The organism is Arthrobacter sp. 05L417 (assembly GCF_056397865.1).
This window is the reverse complement of record NZ_JBFTOG010000013.1, coordinates 54633-80719: the sequence shown is the minus strand read 5'-3', so window position 1 is coordinate 80719 and position 26087 is coordinate 54633. Positions and strand designations below refer to the sequence as shown.

The following is a 26087-nucleotide window of genomic DNA, read 5'->3' as shown; positions in this document are numbered from 1 at the left end:
GTGGATGTCTGAGCGCCGTGCGGGAATCATGTGCCCGGCCAGAATACGTCGAGGCCCGCCCCGGAAGGGACGGACCTCGACATACTTTTGCTCGTGGCTCGTGGGCTTAGTACCAGTTGTGGGCCAAGTGGAAGGACCACGCCGCCGACGGCGATCCGTAGCGTTCCTTGATGTAGTTCAGGCCCCAGCGGATCTGAGTCTGGTAATTGGTCTGCCAGTCGGCGCCTTCTGATGCCATCTTGTTGCCCGGCAGCGATTGCCCAATGCCGTAGGCGCCACTGGAGGCGTTGGTGGCAGTGGTGCGCCAATCCGATTCCTTGTTCCACAAGGTGATCAGGGCTGACATTTCGCCCTGGCCCCAACCGTAGGAGGGAAGGATGCTCGCGGCGTAGGCCTGGGCGCCAGCCGGATCATCGACGGCGACGGGTGCGGCCGGAGCTGCTGGCGCCGGGGGTGCCGCGGGGGCGGCCGGTGCGGCAGCCTGGGGCGCGACGGCGGCCGGAGCAGGGGCGGGTGCCTGGCTCGGCGTCGGCGTGGCGCTCGGCTTGGGGCTCGCGCTTGCGCTCGCCGACGGCGTGGCGCTGGCTGATGGCATGGCTGAGTGATCCGCCGTGCGCGATTCGGAGGTCCGGCTCATGTCCTGGGCATTGATGGCCTGTCCGGCGGCCTGGGTGGCGGCGCCTGCACCGAGGAACACGGCGACGACGCCGGCAACAACGGCCATGCGCTGGCCGGTGCCGAGGTTCGAGGCGACTCGCCTCAAGGTGGAACGTGACTTGTTTCTCCGGGCAGGTTCGCCGCGGTGGCGCGCAACAGGGCGCGACTGATTCCTGGAATCAGACATGGTGATTGCCTCTCGACGCCTGCGGAGTTAGCTGTCGGATTCGGATGAGGTCATCCGGCCGTGGCCACAGCGAATTGTGGCGGTACGGCTTCACCCCTAGGGCTGGCTCAACATGAGCGCTTGCCCGGAGACCTGGGTCCCCCGTCTCTGCCTGGACTGTTGGGCACCGGGGAGTGGCAGAGCTCGGCGCCTACCCGGCGGTGGCCGGAATGATCCAGCGCACCCATTCGACGGTACAGGAGGATCCAGCTTAAGTCACATTTAGGTAACGGAGATCACGACGCCGGTGCGTCGACTTGCGCTCGACGCGCACCGGCGTCGCGCTTTTCTGGTTGGTCTCTTCAGGCGGTGGCGGTCCTGAGCGCCGGGAGCCGCACCGCGAACTCCGTCCGGCCCGGGCGGGACGCCACTTCCACCGTGCCGCCATGCGCCTGGACAATGGATTCCACAATCGAAAGGCCGAGCCCGGACGTGCCCTCGGAACCGGAGCGGGCGGCGTCGGCACGGGCAAAGCGCGAGAAGATCCTGCCCTGGAATTCAGGCGGGATGCCCGGGCCGTTGTCGGTCACGGTCACCACGGCACTGCCATCGGCGGAGCGCATGACGCCCGTGACCACGGTGGTTCCCGCCTCGGTGTGCTTGCGGGCATTGGAGAGCAGATTCGCCAGAACCTGGTGGAGTTGGGTGGTGTCGCCGCGGACCGTGAGGGGCTCATCCGGGAGCTTGAGCTGCCAGATGTGCTCGGGGGCCATGACTTTCTCGTCGCTGACGGTTTCGATCACCAACTGCGTAAGGTCCACATCGGTGAACTCCGGCGCCTTCCCTTCGTCAAGCCGGGCCAAGAGAAGGAGGTCCTCTACGAGGGTGGTCATGCGTTCTGACTGGCTCTGCACCCGGCCCAGTGACTTGCGGCCGTCCTCCGTGAACGTCTCGGTCATGCGCAAGAGTTCGGTGTAGCCGCGGATGGCGGTCAGCGGAGTGCGTAGTTCGTGCGACGCGTCGGCCACGAACTGGCGCACCTTTGTCTCACTTTGCTGGCGCGCTTCGAGGGCGCTGGAGACGTTGTCCAGCATCAGGTTCAATGCATGGCCGACGCTTCCCACTTCGGTGCTCGGGTGGGCCGCCGACGCAGGAACGCGCACCGCGAGGGCCACCTCGCCGGCGTCGAGCGGAAGTTTCGATACCTTGGTGGCGACGTCGGAGAGTTGCTCCAAGGGGCGCATGGTGCGGCGGATCAGCACCGTTCCGGCCAGCCCGATCAGGACCAGTCCGCCCAAGGACACCAGCACCATGGTCCACACGAGCGAGGCTTCGGTGTCCTCTTTCGAGGCGAGCGGCAGCCCCGTGATAACCACATCGCCGTAGGGTGTTTCGGCAGCCACCAGCCGGTAGCCGCCACTGGACAGGGTGCGATCAACAGGGCGGCCGTCGGAGGGGAGGGCCAACAGGATTCGCGCGTCGCTGGGGGACAACGGCGCACGGGTGGCATCGGAGGACAAGAATCCGGCATCACTGCTCACCTGGCCGCCAAGAATGCGTGCATTCAGCGTGCCGATGCTCTGGCCCCGGGGATCCAAGGGGTCCGGACGGCCGCCCGGGTTGCCCTGCGGTGGGCGGCCATGGGAGGCCTGCATCAATTGCTGGTCCAGCTGCTTCGTGAGGAACACGTCCATGGAGGCATAGCTGACCACCCCGACGGCACCGCAGATGGCCACAAGGAGTGCCATCGAGAGCAAGATCAAGCGCGTGCGCAAGTGCCAGGTTGAAGGATTGAACCAGCTGTGGTCAGTCTGGCGGGGGATACCCGAGAGTGCGGACATTCGGCGCCCCGGCTATTCGGCAGGCTTGATGACGTAGCCGGCTCCGCGCACCGTGTGGATCATGGGCGGGTGGTTGGCCTCGATCTTCTTGCGCAGGTATGAGATGTAAAGCTCCACGATGTTGGCTTGGCCGCCGAAATCGTAGTCCCACACACGGTCCAGGATCTGGGCCTTGCTCACCACGCGCTTGGGATTTTCCATGAGGTAGCGCAAGAGTTCGAACTGGGTTGCCGTGAGCGGGATGTCCTCGCCGCCGCGGGTAACTTCGCGGGTGTCCACGTTCAGGGTCAAGTCACCCACCACCAGCTCGGCCGTGTCCATCGCGGCCACTCCCGAGCGCTGGACCAGGCGGTGCAGGCGCAACAGGACTTCCTCCATGCTGAAGGGCTTGGTGACATAATCGTCGCCGCCGGCTGCCAACCCGACAATCCGGTCCTGCACGTCATCCTTCGCGGTGAGGAAGAGCGCGGGCACCTCAGGCGCAAAGGCGCGGATCCTGCCCAGCAGCTCAACGCCGTCGAACCCTGGAAGCATCACATCCAGTACCAGGACGTCCGGGCGGAAGTCCTTGGCGAGCTTTACCGCGGCGGGACCGTCGCCGGCCACAGCTACCGACCAGCCCGCCATGCGTAGGCCCATGCTCATGAGCTCGGCGAGGCTGGGTTCGTCGTCCACCACGAGGGCACGGATGGGGGAACCGTCCGGGTGGCTGAGCTGCGGAAGGTTATTGGTCATGGAGTGCGAGGATGCCATGGGACAACTCTCCAATCTGCCGGTTTGCCAGTGCTTTGCCGATGCTGTGAGCACCCTGTGAGTCCCAGCCTAGCCACCTGTCCGGAGGTTGTAGCGGTTCTGCAGGTCACAGGGAAGCCTGCAGTTCGACACAGCCAACGCACAGCAACGCGGCTGACGCTGTTTGGGACAGGAACATCTACGACCAAACAGTCCCGACTTCGATGGAGAACATCATGGAACAGCAAAACAACCCCTCCGTACCTGGTTCCGAGCCGGAGAATGGGCACCCGCAGCCGGTGATCCGGCCCCTTGATGATTCCGGGCAGCCTGGTGCCGGGCAACCTGGCGCTGGGTGGGGTGCGCCGCAGCCGCCGTCAGCCGGGCAACCTGGCGCTGGGTGGGGTGCGCCGCAGCAGTACAACGCAGGACAGCCCCGACCTTCGTTTTTCAAGAATTGGAGCCTGAAGAAGGGGCTCATTGTTGGCGGCGTCGCGGTGGTTGTCGCTGCAGCGGCAGGAGCCGGTGCATATGCCGCCGGAAACGGGACGGCGGCGGCTGATACCACCAACGCGCAGGGACCGGGTGCCGGGCAGAACGGCCAGGGCGGATTCGGTGGCCCCGGCGGCACGAACGCAGGTCCGGGCGGGCTCGGCGTCGGCATGGGTGGCCTGAACGCCGCGGTCCACTCGGAATATGTGGTCCTCCAGAACGGCAGCTACGTCACCATGGCGGGCCAGCTGGGTACGGTCACCGACATCTCGGCGAGCTCCATGACTGTCAAGAGCGACGACGGATTCACCCGCACTTACACGCTGGGAACGGACGTCGTGGTAGAGGAAGGCATGCGGCAACGCGGAAGTGGAACCACTGGCACCACCCTGACCCTCGCCGATGTGAAATCCGGATCCAGCGTGAGGGTCACAGCGCTCAAGGAATCCGATAAGTACACGGCCCAGTCCATCCAGATCGTCACTGCCACCACATCAAGTACCCAAGGAACCGGCACCACCAACTAGTCCCCGCCGCCACCCTCGCCTCGCAAGTCCCCACCGGCTCCCAGCCTTCGCAAGCTCAGGCAGGGACCCTCGCCGGCGTGGCCCCACGGCCAGGGAACCCTCGCGGCGTGGGCCCACGCAGTTGATTTCGGTGCGGGCCTTCAGAACGACATCCAATGCGAGCGCGGGGTGAGGAGGGCGATTGCAAAGCCCCTAGCAGACGATTTGCCAAAAAATTTTCACGAGACGCGGATCCAGGATTGGACAAGGGTTGTTTCATATCTCGAGATTCAAAGGCAAGCGCGTGACGTGACTTAAGATTCAGAAAAGGACAACTTCATCAAATTTTATTCGAATATTTCACTGAGAATAGCCATTGTGACGAACGAGAATGGGTCACATTTGGACATGTCTGAATTGTGATGTGCGGCACAATAGTCCGATTCGTCTCAAAATGTGGACGGTTCGGCCCTTTGTTACTTGCAAGTTCCCTTTGTTACGTTGCACACTTCAAATGTGAACAAGAACTCAACAGCATCTGCAGCCGCAGCGATCGAGCCCAGCGTACCCGCTGGTTTTTCGATGAGCTGTTGTCGAATGCATGCCTAACTTAAGACCCCAACAAGTTTCAGGCATTCGCCCCCTGCCCAGCGTCGGGCGCCCCTCCCCATCTCATTGCGGGGACCAGACCAGCATTCGAAGCCGCGATGACGGCTATTCACTTTGAGGTAAGCAATCCATGTCAGTTGCATCCGGATACGTCCACATCTCCGTCCGTAACGCCAATAAGGCCGCGTCGAACGCCGGCCTGCGTCCCGGCTTCGGCAACCGCCCGGCCTACGCCCAGCCCGCACCGCAGGGTGCCAGCCAGGCGCCCGGTTACGTCCCCCAGGGCTACAACCCCAACTCCTACGGCCAGCTCCGCGCTGTTCCCGTCAACGAGGCCTCGCCGATGACTGCACCCACGCCTGTCCTGGCTCCAGCGGACCGCTCCATCCGTCCCGTTGCAAATGACAATGTGGCCCGCGGATTCGTGCTCTACATGGGCATCGACGAAGACACGGCTGCGGCCGCCGGAACGTCCATTGCCAAGCTTGCCCAGGAAATCCGGGCCTACGCGCAGTCCCTCGTTTCCGGCGCCGAGAGCTATGCCGCCGTCGCGGTAGCCCCGGCCAGCGCCCCCGGTTCCGCGCTCGACGTCGTCCGCTCGACTTTCGGTGACCCCACCGTTGGCAACCGCCAGCGCTCCGAGGCTCTCCGCCCGCAGCCTGCACAGGAAGCCCGCCCGTCGGGTGTCTTGATCGACCTCGCCCGCCGTGAGGTGCACCTCGACGGCGAATCCCTGAACCTCACGTTCAAGGAATTCGAGCTCCTCAACTACCTTGTCGAGAACGGCACCCGGACCGTGGGCCGCGACGAACTCCTCGAGGGCCTGTGGCGCAACGCCGAAGAGGTCCCCAACGAGCGCACCATCGACGTCCACATCCGGCGCCTCCGCTCCAAGCTCGGCCGCCTCGCGAACACGGTCCGCACCGTACGAGGCCAGGGCTACCGTTTCTACGAGCACCCCGAGGTCATCGTCTGGGCCGCTCCGGAATACTCGATCTAGTCTCCACGCGCTCAAAGCGCCCGCTCCGTTCTTTGGGGGCGGGCGCTTTCGCTTCCGCGGGACGATCCCTCGGCGCCTGCGCTCGTCCCTCACGCAACAACGGCGCTTTCGGGATGTCCCGCTCACGCGACAGCGCCCGCGCGAACCAGGCGGCCGCATTCCTGAGCTCAGGACCAGTGAGCATGTGCCTCCGCGGCGATAGGGTGGGGGGATGAGCGAGCATCACATCAAGCGGCTGGTGATCATGCGGCATGCGAAGTCGGACTGGCCCCTCGGGGTGCCGGATCATGAGCGACCCCTTGCCGAGCGTGGCCACCGGGAAGCCCCCCTGGCCGGGAAGTGGCTCCTCAAACACCACGTGATTCCGGACTTTATCCTGTGTTCGTCCGCGCTCCGGACCCGGCAGACCTGCACTTGGGTGTGCAGCGAATTGGGGGACAAGGCCCCGACGCCGAAACTTGAGGACGGTCTGTATGCCGCCTCTGCGCAGCGCATGTTGACAGTCATCAACCATGTACCGGAAACCGTCACGACTCTCATGATCTTCTCGCACATGCCCGGCGTGCAGGACCTCGCGATGCACTTGGCTTCCCGTGATTCGGACCATGACGCCTACATGGATGCCGCAACGCGGTATCCCACGAGTGCCATGACGGTGATGGAACTCGAAAAGCCGTGGGCCGAACTAGATGGGCAGGATGCTCGGCTGACGCACTTCGCAGTTCCGCGCCCGAAGAAGTAGCTCCCTCGCGCGAACCGGCAAATAATGCCCCTTTTTGCGCCGCCAGAGGGCATCTGCTGCCGGTTCGCGCGGATGGTCCGAACTAGTCCACCTCGAGGCCTGCGGCCACATCCTGCAGCAAGCGCACCACGTGGCGGATACTGGGGCTTGCCGTCATGGTCTTCCGGTACACGATTCCCACCTGGCGTTGCTGCATCGGATTGACCACGGGCACCGCTACCACTCCAGCGGGGAGCTCGGGCCGGCCGAGCCGCGGCACCAGCGCCACCGCCACACCCTGCTGGACCATGGCGATATGCGTGGAAAAGTCGGGGTCGTAGATGCGGATGTCCGGCACCCGCCCCAGGCCTGCGAGGATCGCCAGCAACGCCTCATTGCAGATGGCACCGGCCGGCGTGCTGATCCAGCTTTCGTCCACCAGGTCGGAAGGCTCGACGGCGGTCCGGCCAGCCAGCGGGTGGGCTGAGTTCAGCAGGACGTCGGCGGTGTCCAGGCAGAGGTCTTCGTGGACCATGTTCTCCGGAATGACGAGGGGCACCGAGTGCCAATTGTGCACGACGCCGAGATCGGCCTCCCCGGTGGCGACCCTCTGGACGGCCTCGCGTGGGTCCTCCGCCACCACGCGGACCTCAAGCCCGGGGCCGCCGAGCCCGGAGCCCGCCGCTGCATAAGAGCCGCCGATGCCGGTCCGAGCGGGAGCCAGTTTCCCCAGCATCGGCCCTACCAGTCCGCGGCAGGCCGTGGAAAACGCCACGAGACGCAGCACTCCGCTCGGCTTCTCCGGGTCGGCGAGCAGGGTGGCCTGCAGTTCTTCCAACTCGCCCAGGATGCGCCGTCCGTACTCGGCCAACGCCATGCCCCGGTCCGTCAGCAGAACGCCGCGGCCGTGGCGTTCCAGGACCGTCACGCCACTCTGCTTCTCGAGCTTCTTGATCTGCTGGGAAACCGCCGAAGGGCTGAAGCCCATGGCCTCCGAGGCAGCCACCACCGAGCCTTGCTGTTCCACTGCTACGAGGGCCCGTAGCGCCGCAATTTCAATCATGAAGCAAACGTACATGATCTGATGCAGAATTCAACGCTGGTGCTTCATCCTCTTGGCTGTCAGAGTTGAATCGTGAATATCCGCCACTCAGCACTCGCCGTCCTTGTCGCCGTCCTTTGGGGCCTGAATTTCGTCGCGATCGACTTTGGATTGCACCCCGGCAACGGGAGCGGGGGCGCGGCCGACGTGCCGCCTCTACTGTTCGTGGCCATCCGCTTTGTGCTGGTGGTGTTCCCCTGCATCTTCTTCGTCCGCAAACCTGACGTCAGCTGGAAGGCGATCATCGGCGTCGGGCTCTTCATGAGCGCCGGGCAATTTGGCCTTCTCTACCTGGGCATGGCGCTGGGCATGCCGGCCGGGCTCGCCTCCCTGGTGCTGCAGGCGCAAGTACTCCTGACGGTGCTGTTGGCGGCGCGCTTCCTCGGCGAGCGGCCCAGCAAGCGCCAACTGACGGGGGTGGTGTTGGGTGTCGCCGGACTTGCCCTCGTGGCAGTGGGCCGAAGCTTGGTGGCACCCGTGGTGCCGCTCATGATCGTGCTCGCCGCCGCGTTGTCCTGGGCCGCGGGTAACATCATCGCCCGCAAGGCCAAGGCGGCCTCGGGACTGGGTCTGGTGGTCTGGTCCGGGGCTGTGGTGCCCTTGCCGCTTGCGGCGCTGTCGCTCATCGTGGACGGCCCGGCCGCCGTCGTCGGGACCCTCACCAACCTGCAACCGGCGACCATCCTGAGCGCCCTGTACACCGCCGTATTCGCCTCCCTGGTGGGTTATGGCATCTGGAACCGGCTGCTCAGCCTCTACCCGAGCTCGGCCGTGGTGCCGTTCACGTTGTTGGTCCCGGTGGTGGGAATGACCGCGGCGTGGCTGCTCATCTCAGAGGTCCCGACGACGGCGGAACTGGCCGGCGGCCTCCTCCTGCTGGGCGGCGTGGCGACAGCCGTGCTGCAGCGGCGCGCGAAGCCCGGGAATGTGGCGGCGCCCGAAGTGCGTCAGCGCTTGGGGGCCGGCTTGCGCTGAGCCGGCGATCGCGGAATAGGCGATCCCGTCGTCGGGCGCTTGGCGGGGGCGGCGGGGGAGCGCGGTGCAGGGCGCTTTACAGCCCCCGACGCCGGACGTGCCGCCGGCCGCTGGGCGGACCTGGTGGGTGCCGGGGAAGGCCGCGAAGCAGGCCGTGGCGCCGGCCGCCGGGCAGCCGGACGGGCCGCAGCCTTCGCACGACGGGATGGCCAGACCGCCCCCACGAACAGGACCAGCAGGGAGCTGCAGCCGGAAAGTGCGGCGAGGTAGAAGTAGATGTCCGAATCCTTGGTGCTCACCGCGCTGCCCAGGGCGTTCTCGTCCTGGTTGAAGGCGAGTCCCCACATGCGAAGGAACGCAATTCCGAACGCGATGAAAAGGGTCGTCGAGATGGCTCCGAGAACAAGCATGAAGTACCTGCGGCGGGTGAAAACCTCGGCGACGCACGCCAGATAGCCGATCGCCAAGACCCCGAGGAAGATGTACATCACGGTTTCGTCAAGGGTGATGGCGAGGAGCACCAGCAAACCAGCGGACACCACGGCAGAGACGATCGCAAGCTTTCCGCTGTTCCCCATGTGATGCATGGGATTAATCATCCCTGACCGGCAGGCAGCGCCACGCCCCAAGACGCACCAGTTGCCATACCGTTACCGCAGCACGTAGCCGCGCATGATGGTCATGATGGCCGCTATGCTCTGCTCGCGCGTGCGCTCGGGGTTGTACGTCTGCCGGTCAAGGCCCACCACGAAGATCGCTCCGAACATCGCCGCCTCGAGGCTGCCCCGGGCAATGCCCGTATCCACGGTGTAGGTGCTGGCGACCTTTTCGATGGCCGCTCCGATCACGGCCAACAACTCGCTGCGGAGTTCGACGAAGAGCTTGCCCCATTCGCTGGGCGTCCGCCAGTTCTCACTGATCCAGAGCCGCGCGAAGGATGGGTAGTCGTCCATGAAGTCCATGGCCTGGCCGAGCATGGCCTCCATGGCCTCGAGCGGATCGGCGTGCAGGCCTTCAATGGTCTGGAGCCGGCCGAGCATGATGTCGACGCCGTGGCGCAGCAACTGGGCGATCAGATCGGACTTGCTGCCGAAGTTGTAATAGACAGTTCCCTTGGACACCCCGGCTGCGGCCGCGATCTCGTCCACCGTCACGCCTGCTGCGCCGCGCTCGCCGATCAGTTCCATGGAAGCGTCGAAGAGGCGCTGCTTGGTCGCGTTGGTGCGGGCAGGGCGGAGCTTCTTCTCCGGAATCTCAGGGTCCTGCATGCTCATACCGCGATCTCCGGCTTCAGGGACTTGAGGGTCCTGAACTTGTGTTTACGGACAGCCAGCGTGGAAAGCGCGGCTCCCAGCACAGTGTAGCCAAGCAGGCCCAGGACAATCGGCCAGATCATGGACAAGTCACCGCCATAGATCAAGTGCCGCATGCCGGTCACTACGTAGCCCATCGGCATGATCTCGTGCACAACATGCAGCGGCATGGGGGTGGTTTGCCAGGGGAACGTTCCGCCGGAAGACACCAACTGCAGGACCAAGAGGATCAGCACGACGAACTTTCCAGGAGTTCCCAGCAAAGCCACGATGCCCTGGATGAGGGCCGTGAACGCCATGACCGCAGCCAGCATGAACAACCACATCCACACGGGGTGCGCCGCGTTGAGTCCCAGCCCCAGGTCCACCACAAGGGTGAGGATGCTCGCCTGCAGCACGGACACCACGAAGAACGGGAGCCAGCCGCCGACCGCGATTTTCCACGACGGAGCGTTCGAGGCCAATGCCCGCTGGGTGATCGGACGCATCGCCTGGACCAGCATGAACACACCGATCCAGAGGGACAGCGTCAGGAAGAACGGGGCCAGGCCCGCGCCATAGGAACCTGCCTTGGCCTGCGAGACATTGTTGACCGCAACAGGGTCTGCGATCACCTTGGACACCTCGCTCTTTTGGGCGTCGTTCGGGTTCGGGACCTTTCCGGCGCCCTTCGCCAACTCGCTCGCCAAGGTACGGGATCCGTCCGCGGCCGTGGCGGCCCCGCTGGCAAGCTGCGCCGCGCCGTCGTCGAGCTTCGCGGCACCGTCCGCGAGGGCCGCCGTGCCGTTGACGGCGGACTGTTCACCGGCGGCGAGCGTGGCAGCGCCGGAGCTGAGCTGGTCCGCGCCTGCCGAGGCCTGGCCGATGGCGCCCGTCAGCGCCGGGGTGGCGCCCGCAAGCTTGGCTGCGCCCGCACTGACTGCGGCCGACCCGTCTGAAAGCTGTTGGATCTGCGAGGCATCCGCCGAGATCTTGGCCTTCGCGTCAGTAACTGGGCCGGACGCGGCGGCGGTGTCGAAGTCGGCCAAGATCTTGTTGGCCTGGTCCTGGGTGATGACACCACTAGCCACGAGTTTCTGGGTGCTGCCTACTACGCGGTCCCGCGCCCCGGCGTCGAACGCTGAAAGCTGCCCGACGACGTCCTGGACTTTCGCGTTCAGCTGCGCGTTCCCGGCGGCTACTTGGGCGGCGCCGTCGGCGAGCTTCTGGGAGTCGGCCGGGAGGGATGCGGTCTTGTTCTTTAGCTCCGTGAGGCCCGCGCTGAGCTGCCCGGCACCGTCGTTCAGCTGATTCGCGCCGTCGCGCAGCTTGTTTTGGCCCGCCAGGAGTTCGGACGCACCGCTGCTGAGCTTGCTGGTGCCGTCATGGAGGGTTGCCGCGCCATCGCTGAGCTTCCCGACGCCGTCGGCAAGTTGGGAGGCGCCGTCGGACGCCTTGACGATCGAAGCGTGGATGGTGCCGAAGCCTGTGAGGAGTTGGTTGGCGGTTTCCTCGCCTACTTCCTTGGCCACAGTGGAGTGCACCGCAGTGGTGAGTTTGTCCACGATGGTGCTGAGGAGGTAGTTGTTCGCATCGTTGGTGGTGACGTTGAGCATCGCTTGGTTGGCGGCGTCGAAGCTGCCCGGCGAGACCAAATTGGCCGAGAAGTCCTTCGGGATCTTCAGGGCGAAGGCGTACTTGCCGGATTCCACACCGGCGTCGGCTTCGGCCGTGGTGGTCACCCGCTGCCAGTTGAAGACGTGGCCCTCCACGAGGCTGTCGGCAACCTTCTGGCCTGCCTGCAGTTCCGGGCCGCTTGCCGGCTTGGCTCCCGTGTCCTCGACGACCAGCGCGGCGTCGATCTGGTTGAGGTTGCCGTATGGATCCCAGTTCGCGTAAAGGTACACGGCTCCGTAGAGCAGGGGCACCATGGTCAGGGCGAGGATGGTCAGCTTAGGCAGGAGCCCGCCGGTCATGCGCTTGAGTTCGGAGCGGGCCAGCCGCAGAACAGTCACTTTGCGGTCCTTTGCAGGGTTTCGGGTACTTCTTCGGGATCTTCTTGCGCGGCTTCTGCGGCTTCAGCGGGTTCGGCGGGTGCTTCTGCGGGTGCCGTATGCGTGACCGAGTTGCCGATCACCGCAGCCGGCCCGTCCCAGTTGTCCGGGAGCGCAGAAACGACCGCGACGACGGCGAGCGGCCGCCCGGCGTCGTACGCCAACTGCTCAAGCCGGGGGAGCCAATCCCCAGTGTTCGCGCTGTGCCGGTCCGGGGAATCGAGCACCAGGAGGTCGATGGCGGGGTCCGCGAGGGCCAGGGCTGTCAGCAGCTCGAGGCGGCGATCCGCGGGGAGCTGCTCAATCCACAGCCCGGCGATGTCCTCGAATCGGTTGACCTTGAGCCACGGCTTGCTGAGGAGGGCGCCACGGTAGCGGCGGGGGATGAGGGCGAGGTCTTCGGTGACGAGGTCGCGGACGCTCAAATGCTGCTCCGGCTCGTTGACGCCGGGAGCGTCAATGAGGGCGCTCGCGGCCCGGACTTTCTTGATTTTCGCCGAGTTGTCCCAGCTCAGGAGGCCTTTGCTGGTCTTCATCCGGCCGCTCAGCGCAAGTGCCAATGCCGTGCGCTGGTCCTGACCGTCGCCGCTGACCAGGAGGAGCTCGCCGCGTCCGGCTTCGAGGGACGTGGGAGGCAGGAGATCGTCCCGGCGGCCGTCGATCTGGAGTTGCTGTGCAGACAGCACAATTGGACCTTTCGCAGAACTGGTTATCTGCTCCAATCGTAACTGAACTGACCAGTCAGTTCAAATAGCCTCGGCGGTTCCCGGGCGGGGTCCTCAGGTGGCTACCCCTCGGCAGGCTTCGCGCGGCGTACGGGCATAAACGTGCGGGGCGGCTCTTCCGCAGCGAGGAAATTGGCTATCAAGCCCGTGACGACCTCCGGCTGTTCCAGGGGAAGCCCGTGGGAGGCTCCCGGGATGACGGCCAGCTGGCCTTGGGGCAGGGCCTCGTACAGCGAGAGGGTATGGGGCAACGTGACCACGTCGTCGTCACCGACCATCACGAGAACCGGCTGTGTGATGTGCGCGATGTCGGTGGTGGTGAGTTCCGGCTCCGACGTGAACATTGCCACACTTTTGCCAAAGACGACCTCTAGGTGTTCCGGCCCGTCGGGCGATCGCTCGATGTAGGCCTTGCCCAGCTCCTGAGCGATCGGCGAATCCTGGTCCATGTCGAAGGGCACGGTGCCGTTGTAGTGGTAATTGGTGCCGATGACAACCAGCTTGCTGACAAGCTCGGGTCGCCGGAGCGCGACAAGGAGGCCAACGATCCCACCATCACTCCACCCGACGAGATGGGCAGGGCCACCTATGACGTCCTCGAGCACCCGTACCGTCTCGGTGGCCATGTCGGCGTAGTGGAACTCGGCATCTGTGTCCGCGGTATACCCATGGCCTCGACGATCGAAGGCGACCACCCGGAACCGCTCCGATAGGCCCGGTCCGATGCTCCTGAGCAGATCGTCGCTGTTGCTCAGGCCGCCGTGCAGCAGCAGGAGGGGTTCGCCGGGACCGCCCCGGTCTTCGACCCACGTTGGGTGTCCGGCAATGTCCACGAGCTCGGCCATGCGGCCATTGTCCTCCCGGCCCGTCGGCGCCACAACGGCTACCAGGCTTACAGCCCGTACTTTTCCAACAGTCGCAGCCACACCTCGCTGATAGTGGGGTACGACGGCACCGCATGCCACAGCCGGTCCAACGGCACTTCGCCCACAATCGCGATGCTGGCGCCATGCAAAAGCTCGGCCACTCCAGGCCCGGCGAACGTCGCGCCCACCACCACTTTCCGGTCCTCGTCCACAACCAGTTGCGCCCAGCCTTGGTAATTTTCCGAATGCAGCTGGGAGCCGGACACATTGATGGGGAGTTCCACCGAGTTTGCGTTAATGCCCTTTTGCAGCGCCTGCTTGAGGCTCGGGCCTACGGATGCCACTTCCGGATCCGTGAAGACCACGCTGGGGATCGCGTATTCGTCGGCTGTCTTTGCGAGGGCGCTCCATGGCTTCGGGGTGCCGTGGAGGGTTCCCCTGGCGCGCGCAACGATGGCGTCGCCAGTTGCCCGGGCCTCGTACTTGCCCTGATGGGTGAGGAAGACCGATCCCGCGGCATCGCCGGCCGCGTAGAGCCAGAGCCCGCTCGTCCCGTCGCTGGCGGCGCCCTCAACCAAGCCGCTAGAGTCCGTGGTGAGGCGCAAAGCCTTGCCCTCTTCGGCGTCGAGCCCCACGTTCTCGAGTCCCAAATTATCAAGGGCCGGCCGCCGGCCAGTCGCCACCAGCAACTCGTCAGAGTTCAAGACTGTTCCGTCGCCAAGGGTGACGCGGAAGGCGCGGTCCGGGTTGTGTTCGACGAGCGTAGTGTCTGTCCCGAGACGGAGATCGACGCCGTCCGCCCGAAGCCCTGCGGCAACCAAGTCGGCAGCTTCCGCAGGGAACGCGCTCAGCAATCGGCCCCGCGCAACGATAGTGACCGACGAACCCAAGCGGGCGAACGCCTGGGCAAGTTCGACGCTGGCAACCCCGCCGCCCAGCACCACGAAACGTGCCGGGATGTATCGGGCAGAGGTGGCGCCGCGGGTTGTCCAGTAGGGGACGTCCCGCAAGCCGTCGACTTTCGGGATGACGGGCGTGGATCCGGTGGCAACGACCACGGCGTGATGGGCTTTGAGCGAGTAGCTGTTGCCGTCCTTGCCATCCACTTGGACTTCGCGGGGGCCCGTGATGCGCGCGCGGCCCCGGATGAGCTCGATCCCCGTATCCACGAGCCACTGCACGGCGCCGTCGTCCTGCCATTTGTTGGTGAAGTAATCGCGGTATTTCAGGACCGGTGCGGGATCCAGGACCTTCGTGACGGAGTCCGATGCTCCGGGCACTGACTGGGCGGTGTGCAGCGCGGTTCCAGGCCGAAGGAGCGCTTTGGACGGTATGCAGGCCCAGTAGGAGCATTCCCCTCCGACGAGCTCAGCCTCCACAATGGCCGCGGTAAGGCCGCCCCGGACCACTCGGTCTGCAACGTTCTCACCCACGGCCCCGGCGCCGATCACGATGACATCGAATTCCCGGATATTCTCCTCAGCCATGGGAGAAGCCTACGCCCGGACGCTCGCCGGGATCAGGGACGTGGCGACGGATTCTGCTGGATCAGGCCTCCAATGCGCCCTTGAACCAGCCGGTGATGCTCGCCGGATGCGTGATGGCGGTACCGACGACGACGGCGAACGCGCCGGCGTCGAGGGCCTGACGTGCCTGCGCGGGGGTATGGATGCGGCCCTCGGCGATGAGCGGCTTGCCCAGTCCGGCGCCGGCTATCTCCGCCAGAAGCTCAAGATCGGGGCCATCGGTCTTGGAACGCTCCCCCGTGTACCCAGCCAGGGTGGTGCCGATCAGGTCAGCGCCGGCTTCGACGGCGGCCACCGCATCAGCGAAAGAACCGCAGTCAGCCATGACCAGGGCATGCGATTCGGCGTGGATTCCGTCAATGGTTTGCTTGAGGGTCAAGCCGTCGGGACGCGTGCGCCGCGTGCCGTCGATAGCCACGACGTGGGCGCCTGCATTCGCGACGGCGAGGGCGTGCCGGAGCGTGGGGGTGATGAACACGCCGTCGTGCCCGTCCTTCCAGAGCCCGATCACCGGAACCTCCAGAGCCGCACGGGTGAATTGGACGTCAGCGATGCCCTGGACCCGGACTGCCGCGGCACCACCGATAACCGCCGACGCCGCCACCTGGCCGGTGGTCCGGGGATCGCGCATGGGCTCGCCCGGGTAGGCCTGGCAGGACACGATCAACTGCGAGCGGAGGGCTTCGAGGCCATCGGGGGTCAGGATCATGGGGTGTCTCCTTGCGAGGGGGTTCGGGTGTTCGGGTGTCAGTTCAGGACGAGTTTGGCCGCGCCCACAATGGCCGCGGTATTGCCTAGCGCCGCGCGAAGCACGGGAATGTCAGCAAGCGGGGCCATGAGCTCCTTGCGCAGGGCGCGTTCCATGGGTTTCCACCAGAAATCTCCCGCATCCGCGAGACCCCCGGAAACCACCACCGTCTCCGGGTCGAGGATGTTGACGAGCCCGCCGATCGCCTGCCCGGCAGCACCCGCGCCCGCGCCGATGGCCTTGATGGCGGCAGCACTGTCAGCCGAGTCGGCACGATCGCCGTCGTGAGCCAAAGCAAACACGGCACGCGTATCAGGGACCGCCGGGGAGCCGCCGAAACGGAGGAAGGATTCATGGATGGCCGGGCCCGAAGCGATCGCCTCGACGTGGCCCGAGCCGCCGCAAACGCACGGGAGGGCCCTGCCCTCGTGATAGGCATACGGCGAAGCAAAGTGTCCCACGTGCCCACCCACATAGTGGTGCCCCAAAACAGGAGAGCCATCCAGCACGAAACTGCCGCCCACACCCGTCCCGAAAGCCACCATGAGCGAACTCGAAGACCCCGCAGCCGCCCCACGCCACGCCTCACCCAGAGCATGCGCATGCACGTCGTTGACCGCGCTGACTGACCCCCTAGGCAAGCCAAGGAGTTGCGCCAACCCCGCGGTCAACCTGGTCCCAGCCCACCCCAGGATCGCATCAGTCGCCGAAACCACCTCACCGTTCACGGCATCAATGACCCCGGCCGAACCCACGCCAACACGCCCGACGTCGATTCCCTCACCCGCCGCCCGCCTTATGAGCCGCCCCACGAGCGCCGCGGTCGCCCTCAAAATAGCGTCGCGCCCACCCCGACTCAGCGTAGGAATCTGCTCCGAAAACAACACCTCCCCATCGGCCCCCACAACCCCCGCGGCAGTCTTCGTCCCCCCAAGATCGACCCCGACCACGTACATCATGTTTGTCCTCCGGATCGTTCGGTTGCTGTTGCTGCGGTTGCTGTGTGGTCAGGTTAGCCGTCGTCGCGGCGGCGCCCAGGCTGCGGTTCGTTGATGATGAGGTTAGCTCTGGCTGGGACAGCGCGGACCCATCATTTCGCCGGCGCTTAGACATCTCCCGACGTCGTCTTCCGGTCGCTGGGCGACCTTCAGACGACTCTGGTCGGCGATGCGCGCCTACACGAAACAATGCGCCCGCGCTTTGCGCTGTCGACTCGCCGATCGGGACCTGCCGCCTGTTGTCCCGCCTGCTGCCGCCTGAGGCGGCACAGTGCGGATCCCGACCCTGCCACAAAGGTTCCGCAATCGCCCGAGTGCCGGAGGGACGGTTTTGTGTAGTCCCGCATCGCCGACCAGAGCATTGCGGAAGTCGCTCAGCGACGGTAATGCGGCGTCGGGAGGAAGAGAAGCCCCAGGGGCCCGAGCCGAGCTTGCGAGGCTTGGGGAGGGGCTGAACGCTAAGGGACGGCAAAACTGGTCCTGCGGCACGACCCGACCACGGCAACCCTCCAAACGTGACGGTCGCCAAACCGTCCAACTGGCGGCAACCCGCTCAGGTGAGAAGAACGGCGCCGCCCCTTAGACCAGGCCGTTGCGCTCGAGGATCGTGCGGATTGCGGAGGTTTCTTCGGCGTTCAGGGAGAGCATCGGGGCGCTCATCGTGTTGGATTCGATGATGCCCATGATCTGGAGGGCGGTCTTGAAAGCGCCTAGTCCTGCTGCGCCGCCGGAGACGCGGCCGTTGGGGGTGTAGACGATGTCGAAGAGGTCGGCCAGGCGGTCTTGTTCGGCGGCCGCGGCGGTCCAGTCTCCGTCTTGGGTGGCGTCGAACAGGCGGCGGTAACCGGCGGGGTCGACGTTGCCGAGGCCGGGGACCACGCCTTGGGCGCCTGCGAGGAGGGCGCCGTCGACGACGATTTCGTGGCCTGTGAAGATGTCGAAGTTGGGGATGTCCTTGGCTGCGAGGATGAGTTGGCGGAAGGAGACGTCGTCGCCGGAGGAGTCCTTGACGCCTGCGATCACGCCGTCGCGGCCGAGGCGGACCAAGAGGTCGGTGGGCAGCTTGAAGTGGGTGCGGACGGGGACGTCGTAGGCGAAGATCGGCTTGTCCACGGCAGCGTGGATGCTGCGGAAGTGGGTTTCGGTCTCCTGGGCGTTGCCGATGGCGTAGTACATGGAGGTGACCACGATTGCGTCGGCGCCGAGGTCCACAACTTTGCGCGCTTCTTCGATGACGCGGTTGGTCGTTTGTTCGTTGGCGCCCACGATCAGGGGCACGGCACCGGCGTTTGCGTCGGCGATCGTGGAGACGACGAGTTCGCGCTCTTCGTTGGTCATGTAGGGGACCTCGCCGGAGGAGCCCAACACGAAGAGGCCGGACACACCGCCGTCGAGCAGGTGCTTGGTGACATTCTTCAGGGACGCGGTGTCAACGCGGCCGTCCGCGTGGCGGGGGGTGATGACCGGGGGAATGACGCCCTGGAACTGAGTAGACACAGAAATCTCCGTTGCTTGGATCTGGATGGGAAAACTTAGGTGTGGAGCAGGCTGGGCGCGGCGCCGAGCAGCTTCTTGGTGTAGTCGTTGCTCGGGTTGTCGAAGATCTGGGCGGCCGGGCCTTCCTCGACGATCTGTCCGAAGTACATGACGCAGATGCGGTCGGAGACGTAGCGGACGGTCTGGATGTCGTGCGAAATGAACACCATGCCGAGGTTCAGCTGGGTTTTCAGGTCGGACAGCAGGTTCAGGACTTGGGCGCGGACGGAAACGTCGAGGGCCGACGTCGGCTCGTCCGCCACGATGATGTCCGGGTCCAAGGCGAGTGCGCGGGCGATCGCCACGCGCTGGCGCTGGCCGCCGGAGACTTGCGACGGCGTGACCTCGGCCGCCGATTGCGGCAAGCCCACGAGGGCCAGCAGTTCCTTGACCTTGTCCGAGCGGGACGCGGCGTTGCCGATGCCGTGCACCTGCAGGGGATCGGTGAGGATGTCCTGGATGGTCATGCGCGGATTGAGTGCCGTGGCGGGGTCCTGGAAGACCACGGAGACGGCGCGTCCGAATTCCTTGCGCATCCGGGCGTTGCGCTTGATGGCCGGCTTGCCGTGGAAGAGCACCTGGCCCGACGTCGGGGCCTGGAGTCCCACGAGCACTGAAGCGAGCGTGGACTTGCCGCAGCCGGACTCACCGACGATACCGACCGTTTCGCCGCGGCTGATGCTGAAGTCCACGCCGTTGACTGCCTTGACGATGTTGGGCCGGAAGAGGCCGCCCGTGCGGGCCCGGTGGTGGACCTTGACGTCTTTCAGTTCGATGACCGGCTTGCCGGTTGAAACACTCATTTTGCGTCCTCCTTCAGGTGGCTGGCCCAGTAGTGGTCCCGGTCCGTTCCGCCGCCCGCGTGTTCAACAACGGCGAGGACCAATTGCTGGTTCGGGTCGGCGTCGGGCCTCAACGAGCGTGCCGCAAAGCGGTCGCCAGCGGCGAAATCGCGCGGCGAGGGGACGGTGCCGGGGATCTGGTGGAGGCGGACGGCGTCGGCCTCGATCGAAAGGACTGCGCCCAACAGACCGCGCGTGTATTCGTGCCGCGGGTTCTGCAGGAGCTCCGAAGCTTGTGCGGATTCCACCACCTGGCCTGCATACATGACCGTGATCCGGTGCGCCAGGGAGGCAACCAGGGCGAGGTCGTGGCTGACGAAGACCATGGCGAAGCCGAGCTGTTCGCGCAGTTCGTTGAGCAGCTCCACTACTTGCTTCTGGACGGTGACGTCCAGGGCGGTGGTGGGTTCGTCTGCCACCACGATTTTCGGCGAGCGGGAGAGTGCCATGGCGATCAGCACGCGTTGGCGCTGGCCGCCGGAGAGCTCGTGCGGATAGCTGGCGAGCGTGCGCACGGGATCGAGCTTGACCATTTCCAGCAATTCGGCAGGGGTCTTGCGGCCGCCTCGCCTGGTCAGCTGGGTCATCTGCTCCTTGATCTTCATGGACGGGTTGAGCGAGCTCAGCGCGTCCTGGTACACCATGGCGATCTGTTCGCCGCGCAGGCCCTGGTAGGCCTTGGCGTTGCTGTGCTTCGAGCCGGAATCCAGGAGTTCCTTGCCATCGAAGACGATGGAACCGGTGATCTCGGCGGTCTTTGGCAGGAGGCCCATGATCGCGAGGGACGTGATGGACTTGCCGCAACCGGATTCGCCCACCAGTCCCATGGTTTCCCCTTCGCGGACGGTGAAGGAGACGTTGTCCACGATCGCGGTTTCGCCGAAGCGGCCGGGGAAGCGGATGGACAGGTTCTTGACCTCCAGCACGGTCCGGGCGTCGGTTGGGACCTGGGGAAGCCGATCGGTGCGCTTGGCCTCAATCGACGCGAGGAGCTCAAGCTCCGTATCGAGCAGTGCGTGCGGGTTCTCTGCTGCGAGCCGCGGATCGTTCAGGACGGACGCCGCGTAGTCCTCTTCGGAGAGCGGATCGCCGTTGGCGGCGCGAACGCCGTCGAGCTCGTGCTGTTCCACCACGGAAGACTGGGCTACCGACGTCGCGATCTCGGTGTCGACGGCGGCGCCCGCCACCGCGGCGCCCGCAAAGGCAGCGGCAGCACCGTCGTCGTCCTTCACGACCGGTGCCTTCCGCTGCTTCGGATTCACCATGGCATCCGTGAGGCCCTCGGCGAGGATGTTCAGTGCAAGCACGGTGAGCAGGATGGTGAGGCCGGCGAAGGTGGTTGCCCACCAGCCGCCGGAGAGGACCAGGTTGCGGCCGTAGGAGATCACGTTGCCCCATGACGGCGCGGGATCCTGGACGCCGGCGCCGAGGAAGGACAGCGATGCTTCGAGGATGATGGCGTCGGCCACCATGACCGTGGCGAAAACCAGCACCGGGGCCGCGGTGTTGCGGACAATGTGCTTGAGCAGGATGTAGGCGCGGCCGGCGCCCATCACGCGTTCGGCGCGGACGTAGTCTTCACCGTATTGGGACAGCACATTGGCGCGGACCACGCGGGCGAGCTGCGGGGTGTAGATGATGGCGATCGCAACGATGATGGTGGGCACCGAGTTGCCGAACGCCGCCAGGAGCACTGCCGCGAGGGCGATGCCCGGGAACGCCATGAGGATGTCCATGAGGCGCATGATGATCTCGTTGACGGCCTTGCTGGACGTAGCGGCGAGCGAGCCAAGCACGGCGCCGACGACGATCGCAAGGGCCACTGCGCCGAGGCCGATCATGAGCGAGGACTGTGAGCCGTAAAGGAGCCGTGAGAAGACGTCGCGGCCCAGGCGGTCGGTGCCGAAGAAGTGGTCGCCGTCCGGAGCTTGCGCAGGAATGAACGTTTCCAGGGGATCGTGGGGCGCGATGACCGGAGCGAAGATGGCTGCCAAGGCGATGACCACGAGGAACAACAGGGCAAAACGCGATCCCCAGGGGAGGGACTTGAAGCGGACGCCCGGGGCGCTGAGCCGTTCAGCAAGTTTGCTGCGCATGGCTATACCGTCCTGATTCGGGGGTTGATGAGCAGGTACAGGAGGTCCACCACGATGTTCACCAGAACGAAGGTGACCGAGATGGTGAGGACCACGCCCTGGACCAGGTTGACGTCCAGGTTGGTGATGCCGTTGAGGATCAGCTGGCCCATGCCCGGAAGGGCGAAGATCATTTCAATCACGACGGCGCCGCCCAGGAGGTAGCCGATCCTGAGTCCCAGCACGGTCACCGGAGTCACGAGCGCGTTGCGCAGGACGTTCCGGGAAACCACCTCGCGGTAGGGGACTCCGTTGCCGATGGCTGTCCGGACGTAGTCGCGGTCCAATTCCTCCACCATCGAGGTGCGGACCACGCGGATCAGGGAAGCGGAGACCGGAATGCCGAGCGCGAGGGCCGGAAGCGCCATCGAGTTGAGCCAACCGCCGAAGCCGGACTCCGGCGTCGCGATTCCACCCGAGGGAAACAGCGGGTTGTCCCCAAGCGCGAACCACTGGATGAGCAGGATGCCAAGCCAGAAGGACGGGGTGGCGATGGCCGCGATGGAGAAGATCCGGACCAACTGGTCCTGCCATTTGTCGCGGTAAAGGGCGCCGATGATGCCGAAAACCAAGGACAGGATGACGGCGATGATCACGCCGAGGAACGTCAGCTGGAGGGTCAGCGGGAAGGCCGCGGCGATCATGCTTGCCACCGACTTGGACGGCGGGGTGGTCACGCCAAGATCTAGCTGCAGGAGCCTGCCCAGGAAGCGGAAGTATTGGACGAAAAGGGGATCGTTCAGGCCGTTGTCCTGGCGGTACTGCTGTTTGGCCGCCTCGCTGGCGCCTTCGCCGAGGGCAGTGCTGGCCTGGTCGCCTGGTGCTGCTTGAAGGACGAGGAAGACCAGCAGCGTGATGCCCAGGATCATCAGGGGCAATGCTGCGAGCCTGCGTCCAAGCAGACGCAATATCATGACCAATTTGTTCTCCGGTTGCTTTGGTGCGGGGGCCCAACTGACTCGCAGTAAGTGTCGTTTTGAGCCGTCTAAACGACAACAAATGCGAGCCAGTTGGGTGTGGCTAGGAGGTGCGGCCGACGCCGATGAAGGACAGTCCCGTGGTGGGCAGCGGCTTGAAGCCTGAGAGCTTCTTTTCGTCCCATGCACTGGGGAGCTGGCGGTGGAAGAGCGGGTACAGCGGGACTTCGTCCGAGACGAGGTCCACGATCTGGCCGGTGATCTTCTTCGCGTCTGCGGCTGCGGCCTGCGAGCCCTTGTCCATCAGGCCCTGGAGGGTGGCGCTTTCCGGAGTGGTCCAGTAGGCGCGCTTGGCCATCCAGGTGGCGCCGGAGTAGAACCAGCTCAAGAGCAGGTCCGCGTCGTTGCCGAAGACGGAGGGGTCGCCCGGGGCCGCAACCACGGAGAAGTCGGCCTTGCCAACCCTGTCTGAGTACAGGGCGCCGGACTGCAGGTTCTTTGCGGTGACCTTGACGCCCGGGATCTTGTTCCAGGATTCAAGCATCAGCGGGGCAACGTCCTTGACCCAGGCAGTATCGGTGGTGAGCAGCTCGAATTCGAGGTTGCTCACGCCGGCCTGCTTGAGGAGGTCCGCGGCCTTCTGGGGATCGTAGCCGTAGACGTTCTTGGCCTTGACGTAGTCCGGGTGGCCCTCTTGGAAGTACGACGACGCAGCCTTGGCATTGCCGAACAAGGCCTTCTTGATGATGGCGTCCTTGTCCAGTCCATAATGGAGTGCCTGGCGGACCAGCTTGTTGTCGAACGGGGCTTTGGCGCAGTTGAACATCAGGAACAGCATGCCGAAGGACTGCACGGATTCAACGCGGGTCTTGGACTTGAGCCCGTCCATGTCCAGGTAGGGGACGTCTTCGATCGCCTGGACGCGGCCCGACTGGACTGCGGTGACACGGGCTGCCGCGTCCGAGAGCAACAGCCAGGTCATGCCCTTGGCGAGTGCCGGCTTGGGGCCGTTGTAGTCGGCGAATGCTTCGAAGACGATCTTGTCGTCCTTCACTGCCGAGATCAGCTTGTAGGGGCCGGAACCTACGGGCTTGGCATCGAATCCCTTCTGATCGGCTGAGGCCAGAGCCTTCGGAACCACCTTCACCACGGAGATTCGGGGTCCGAAGCCGGGGAAAGGGTATTTCAGTGAGAACTCGACCGTCTTGGCATCGAGGGCCTTGACGTCCTTGATGAAGGGAATGAACTGGGAGAACAAGGACTTGTTGGCCGGGTCCATCACGCGGGTGAAGGAGTAGACAACATCGTCGGTGGTGACAGGGGCGCCGTTGTGGAACTTGGCGCCGTCGCGGATTGTCACCTGATAGGTGGTGTCGTTGACCTTCTTGGGGTCGCTGCCGGCCAGCGCGTTGTAAGGCTCGCGGGTGGCGGGGTGGAGTTCCACGAGGCCTTCGAAGATGTGCAGGTTGGCCGCCTGCGGCGTGGCTCCGGAGGACGTCATCGGGTCGAAACCCGTGGACAGGGCATAGGAGATGCCTGCTTCGATGGTGAGATCCTTGTTGACGGCCGCAGTGTTGTTTGCTGCGCCCGTTGTGGTGGAGGCAGGACCACCACATGCCGACAGGGTGGCCGTGAAGGCTGCCGCGGCTCCAATCGCCCCGGTCAGCTTGAGGAAGTTGCGTCGGCTGGCGTCGCTGACCAGCGGCAGGGTGTTAATCGTGTTGCTCATAAGATGCCTCACCATTCAAGTTTTCTGGTTATCGGATGTAGGACATCCGATGCTCGTAAAGAAACTGTAAGGGCGGTCACATGAAGTCGTCAAGCGAGATTTGGATCACTGGTGACCCGACGAGCGACTGTGGTGCTCCCGGCGGGTGCTGCCGATGGGCGCTGCGCCGCGGTTCACCTTGCGAAGTTCAGCCTGGGGCTCGGTCAAAAATAAGGGCGAACATCTATCAAGGAGATGGGACATCCGATATTGTATGTTGCGAAGCACTATATCCACGGTGGGCGCTAGGCTCACCTCAACATTAACACTGCACTGATTCCTTGTCCCCGGTCCTGAAAGGATCCGGGCCAAGGATGGGTACTTTTGCAAGGAGAGCCATGACCACTTCCGGTGTCGTTCCGCAGGCGCGGTTCAGCGCACAGGCCCGGCTCAGGGCCCTCCAGTCGGACATTATGGAATTGATCCTCGAACGCGAGCTCGAGGCGGGCGATCCTCTGCCCACGGAAAATGAACTCTCCGTGGCGTTGGGGGTAGGGCGCAATACCCTTCGCGAATCCCTGAAGGTGCTGCAGGCGCTGGGTGTCATCGAGATCCGCCATGGCTTTGGCATGTTCGTCGCCCCGAGCAACTTCGAGGCGCTCGCCGACGGCCTCACGTTCCGGGGCCGCTTGTCGCTGCGCCACCAGGGGCTCGAGGCGCTGCAACTCGTGGACGTGCGCCAAGCGCTCGAATCGGGGCTGATCGGCTCCTCCATGGACGTGATGACCACTGAGCAGCTTGCCCTGATCGAAGAAGCCGTCAAGCAGATGGAGGAGCTGGCGCACGCTGGCGAGAACTTCGTAGCCGCCGACGCTGAGTTCCACCGCCGGCTGTTCGAGCCGTTGAATAACGAGCTCCTCATCAACCTCATGGGCGTTTTCTGGAAGGTCTACCGGAAGATCCACGTGGAGATCGGCTCCGCGAACGAAGATCTAGTTGCCACCGCTGCCATGCACCGAAGTATCTACACCGCCGTCGCAACCGGAGACAAGACCGCGGCCGCCGAGCTGCTCAACCGTCACTTCGACGGAATCCGCCGTCGTATCAGCGAGGCCGTCGCGGTCTAAGGCCTGGCACCCAAGCGCAAGGGCCGCCGTCGTACTTTGTCATGAAGTACGACGGCGGCCCTTGCCTTTTGCGCGCAACCCCCGGAGACGCTGCCCTTCCTGACCTTCTTTGGTTTGGGAAAGCGCTTACGACACGGCGAGTCTCGTCATGTGGTGGCCGTGGGGCGGCAAAGAGGGTCAGAACGGCGCGCGCGTCGGCTTGCACGTTGGATCGTAGAGCGATGCCCTGGGTAGGCGTCGGATTCTGCTGGATCATTCCCCCTGCCGAAGGTCTCTGGCCGTGTGATTCCAAGGGTGCCGGGCCCGGGGAGTGCTTGTGATCCAGCAGAATCGTACGCACCTCCGCCGTGGAGTGAGGTCTGCTGGCCGCGTAGTGCCGGGGGAGTCCTCCGGGTTCTTGAAGGGCTGCCCTTCCTGACCTTCATTGGTTTGGTAAAGCGCTTACGACACGGCGAGTCTCGTCATGTGGTGGCCGTGGGGCGGCAAAGAGGGTCAGGACGGCGCGCGCAACCCTCGAGACGAGGCGCGCCAACCAACCCGGCCCGGAATTTAACGAAAAAAGACCCGCACCGGGACCGGTGCGGGTCTTCATTTGTGCGCCCAAAGGGATTCGAACCCCTGACCTTCTGTTCCGTAGACAGACGCTCTATCCAGCTGAGCTATGGGCGCATCTTGGTGATTCTCGGGAGTTTCAAACTCGCTCCCCCCTCGAACCTCAATAAACTTTACGCGAGATCCCCGTTCGTGCCAAATCGGCGCGGTGTAATCTGCCTAACTAGACCGGTCTATGTGACCTTGGTCACTAAATTTGG

At 64.8% G+C, this 26087-nt stretch carries 22 protein-coding genes, 1 tRNA gene and 1 riboswitch; of the genes, 5 read left to right on the top strand and 18 right to left on the bottom strand.

Features of this window, described 5'->3' with window-relative positions:
• Positions 1–106: 106 nt before the first annotated feature.
• From AC1DJW_RS12035 to AC1DJW_RS12025, 3 genes are all read right to left on the bottom strand, one after another.
• Positions 107–844, bottom strand: coding sequence for an aggregation-promoting factor C-terminal-like domain-containing protein (locus AC1DJW_RS12035; RefSeq protein ID WP_390281204.1), 738 nt, complete (start codon positions 842–844; stop codon positions 107–109).
• A 2-nt stretch (positions 845–846) separates the two neighbouring features.
• Positions 847–1020, bottom strand: a riboswitch (cyclic di-AMP (ydaO/yuaA leader).
• 165 nt (positions 1021–1185) lie between these two features.
• Complete coding sequence (locus AC1DJW_RS12030) at positions 1186–2664, bottom strand: sensor histidine kinase (RefSeq protein WP_284753478.1); 1479 nt, start codon at positions 2662–2664, stop codon at positions 1186–1188.
• Between the two features lie 12 nt (positions 2665–2676).
• The gene (locus AC1DJW_RS12025) at positions 2677–3417 is read right to left on the bottom strand and encodes a response regulator transcription factor (RefSeq protein ID WP_078106594.1); all 741 of its coding nucleotides are present in this window, start codon (positions 3415–3417) and stop codon (positions 2677–2679) included.
• 215 nt (positions 3418–3632) lie between these two features.
• Here AC1DJW_RS12025 and AC1DJW_RS12020 point away from each other — a divergent pair, with 215 nt between their 5' ends.
• The 3 genes from AC1DJW_RS12020 (at position 3633) to AC1DJW_RS12010 (ending at position 6745) form a co-directional block, all read left to right on the top strand.
• The gene (locus AC1DJW_RS12020) at positions 3633–4415 is read left to right on the top strand and encodes a hypothetical protein (RefSeq protein WP_476901497.1); all 783 of its coding nucleotides are present in this window, start codon (positions 3633–3635) and stop codon (positions 4413–4415) included.
• 718 nt (positions 4416–5133) lie between these two features.
• The gene (locus AC1DJW_RS12015; protein ID WP_390281198.1) at positions 5134–6003 is read left to right on the top strand and encodes a winged helix-turn-helix domain-containing protein; all 870 of its coding nucleotides are present in this window, start codon (positions 5134–5136) and stop codon (positions 6001–6003) included.
• Positions 6004–6214: 211 nt separating this feature from the next.
• Positions 6215–6745, top strand: coding sequence for a SixA phosphatase family protein (locus AC1DJW_RS12010; protein ID WP_390281196.1), 531 nt, complete (start codon positions 6215–6217; stop codon positions 6743–6745).
• Positions 6746–6827: 82 nt separating this feature from the next.
• On the opposite strand, the gene AC1DJW_RS12005 is transcribed toward AC1DJW_RS12010, so the two are convergent.
• Positions 6828–7787 carry a LysR family transcriptional regulator gene (locus AC1DJW_RS12005; RefSeq protein ID WP_476901496.1) on the bottom strand — a complete coding sequence of 320 codons (960 nt, stop codon included), beginning with the start codon at positions 7785–7787 and terminating at the stop codon, positions 6828–6830.
• 72 nt (positions 7788–7859) lie between these two features.
• Here AC1DJW_RS12005 and AC1DJW_RS12000 point away from each other — a divergent pair, with 72 nt between their 5' ends.
• Entirely contained in the window at positions 7860–8801 is a 942-nt protein-coding gene (locus tag AC1DJW_RS12000) for an EamA family transporter (RefSeq protein WP_284753469.1), read from the top strand.
• On the opposite strand, the gene AC1DJW_RS11995 is transcribed toward AC1DJW_RS12000, so the two are convergent.
• The 13 genes from AC1DJW_RS11995 to AC1DJW_RS11935 form a co-directional block, all read right to left on the bottom strand.
• Complete coding sequence (locus AC1DJW_RS11995; protein ID WP_476901495.1) at positions 8774–9379, bottom strand: hypothetical protein; 606 nt, start codon at positions 9377–9379, stop codon at positions 8774–8776. The genes AC1DJW_RS12000 and AC1DJW_RS11995 overlap by 28 nt on opposite strands.
• A gap of 72 nt (positions 9380–9451) precedes the next feature.
• Positions 9452–10075: a TetR/AcrR family transcriptional regulator gene (locus AC1DJW_RS11990; protein ID WP_390281190.1), complete on the bottom strand. Its 624-nt coding sequence runs from the start codon at positions 10073–10075 to the stop codon at positions 9452–9454.
• Positions 10072–12108, bottom strand: coding sequence for a YhgE/Pip family protein (locus tag AC1DJW_RS11985; protein ID WP_476901494.1), 2037 nt, complete (start codon positions 12106–12108; stop codon positions 10072–10074). The genes AC1DJW_RS11990 and AC1DJW_RS11985 overlap by 4 nt, the downstream gene beginning before the upstream one ends.
• A complete protein-coding gene (locus tag AC1DJW_RS11980; protein WP_390281186.1) occupies positions 12105–12833 on the bottom strand; it encodes an ABC transporter ATP-binding protein in 729 nt (242 codons plus the stop codon). Before AC1DJW_RS11980 ends, AC1DJW_RS11985 begins: the two co-directional genes overlap by 4 nt.
• 101 nt (positions 12834–12934) lie before the next feature.
• Positions 12935–13717, bottom strand: coding sequence for an alpha/beta fold hydrolase (locus tag AC1DJW_RS11975; protein WP_459341503.1), 783 nt, complete (start codon positions 13715–13717; stop codon positions 12935–12937).
• 47 nt (positions 13718–13764) lie between these two features.
• A complete protein-coding gene (locus tag AC1DJW_RS11970) occupies positions 13765–15225 on the bottom strand; it encodes a dihydrolipoyl dehydrogenase family protein (RefSeq protein ID WP_476901493.1) in 1461 nt (486 codons plus the stop codon).
• A 61-nt stretch (positions 15226–15286) separates the two neighbouring features.
• Entirely contained in the window at positions 15287–15973 is a 687-nt protein-coding gene (locus AC1DJW_RS11965) for an N-acetylmannosamine-6-phosphate 2-epimerase (protein WP_476901492.1), read from the bottom strand.
• A 38-nt stretch (positions 15974–16011) separates the two neighbouring features.
• Positions 16012–16971 (bottom strand): ROK family protein, encoded by a 960-nt coding sequence (locus AC1DJW_RS11960; protein WP_476901491.1) that lies wholly within the window; start codon positions 16969–16971, stop codon positions 16012–16014.
• A 618-nt stretch (positions 16972–17589) separates the two neighbouring features.
• Positions 17590–18507: a dihydrodipicolinate synthase family protein gene (locus tag AC1DJW_RS11955; RefSeq protein ID WP_476901490.1), complete on the bottom strand. Its 918-nt coding sequence runs from the start codon at positions 18505–18507 to the stop codon at positions 17590–17592.
• 35 nt (positions 18508–18542) lie between these two features.
• A complete protein-coding gene (locus AC1DJW_RS11950; protein WP_284753455.1) occupies positions 18543–19349 on the bottom strand; it encodes an ABC transporter ATP-binding protein in 807 nt (268 codons plus the stop codon).
• Positions 19346–21484 (bottom strand): dipeptide/oligopeptide/nickel ABC transporter permease/ATP-binding protein, encoded by a 2139-nt coding sequence (locus tag AC1DJW_RS11945; RefSeq protein WP_476901489.1) that lies wholly within the window; start codon positions 21482–21484, stop codon positions 19346–19348. The genes AC1DJW_RS11950 and AC1DJW_RS11945 overlap by 4 nt, the downstream gene beginning before the upstream one ends.
• A 2-nt stretch (positions 21485–21486) precedes the next feature.
• Entirely contained in the window at positions 21487–22443 is a 957-nt protein-coding gene (locus AC1DJW_RS11940; RefSeq protein ID WP_390281171.1) for an ABC transporter permease, read from the bottom strand.
• Between the two features lie 100 nt (positions 22444–22543).
• Positions 22544–24184, bottom strand: coding sequence for an ABC transporter substrate-binding protein (locus AC1DJW_RS11935; RefSeq protein WP_459341510.1), 1641 nt, complete (start codon positions 24182–24184; stop codon positions 22544–22546).
• 362 nt (positions 24185–24546) lie between these two features.
• Between AC1DJW_RS11935 and AC1DJW_RS11930 the strand changes: the two genes are divergently transcribed.
• A complete protein-coding gene (locus tag AC1DJW_RS11930) occupies positions 24547–25275 on the top strand; it encodes a FadR/GntR family transcriptional regulator (RefSeq protein WP_284753451.1) in 729 nt (242 codons plus the stop codon).
• Between the two features lie 595 nt (positions 25276–25870).
• Here the strand turns inward: AC1DJW_RS11930 and AC1DJW_RS11925 are convergent.
• Positions 25871–25944, bottom strand: a tRNA-Arg gene (locus AC1DJW_RS11925).
• Positions 25945–26087: the final 143 nt, after the last annotated feature.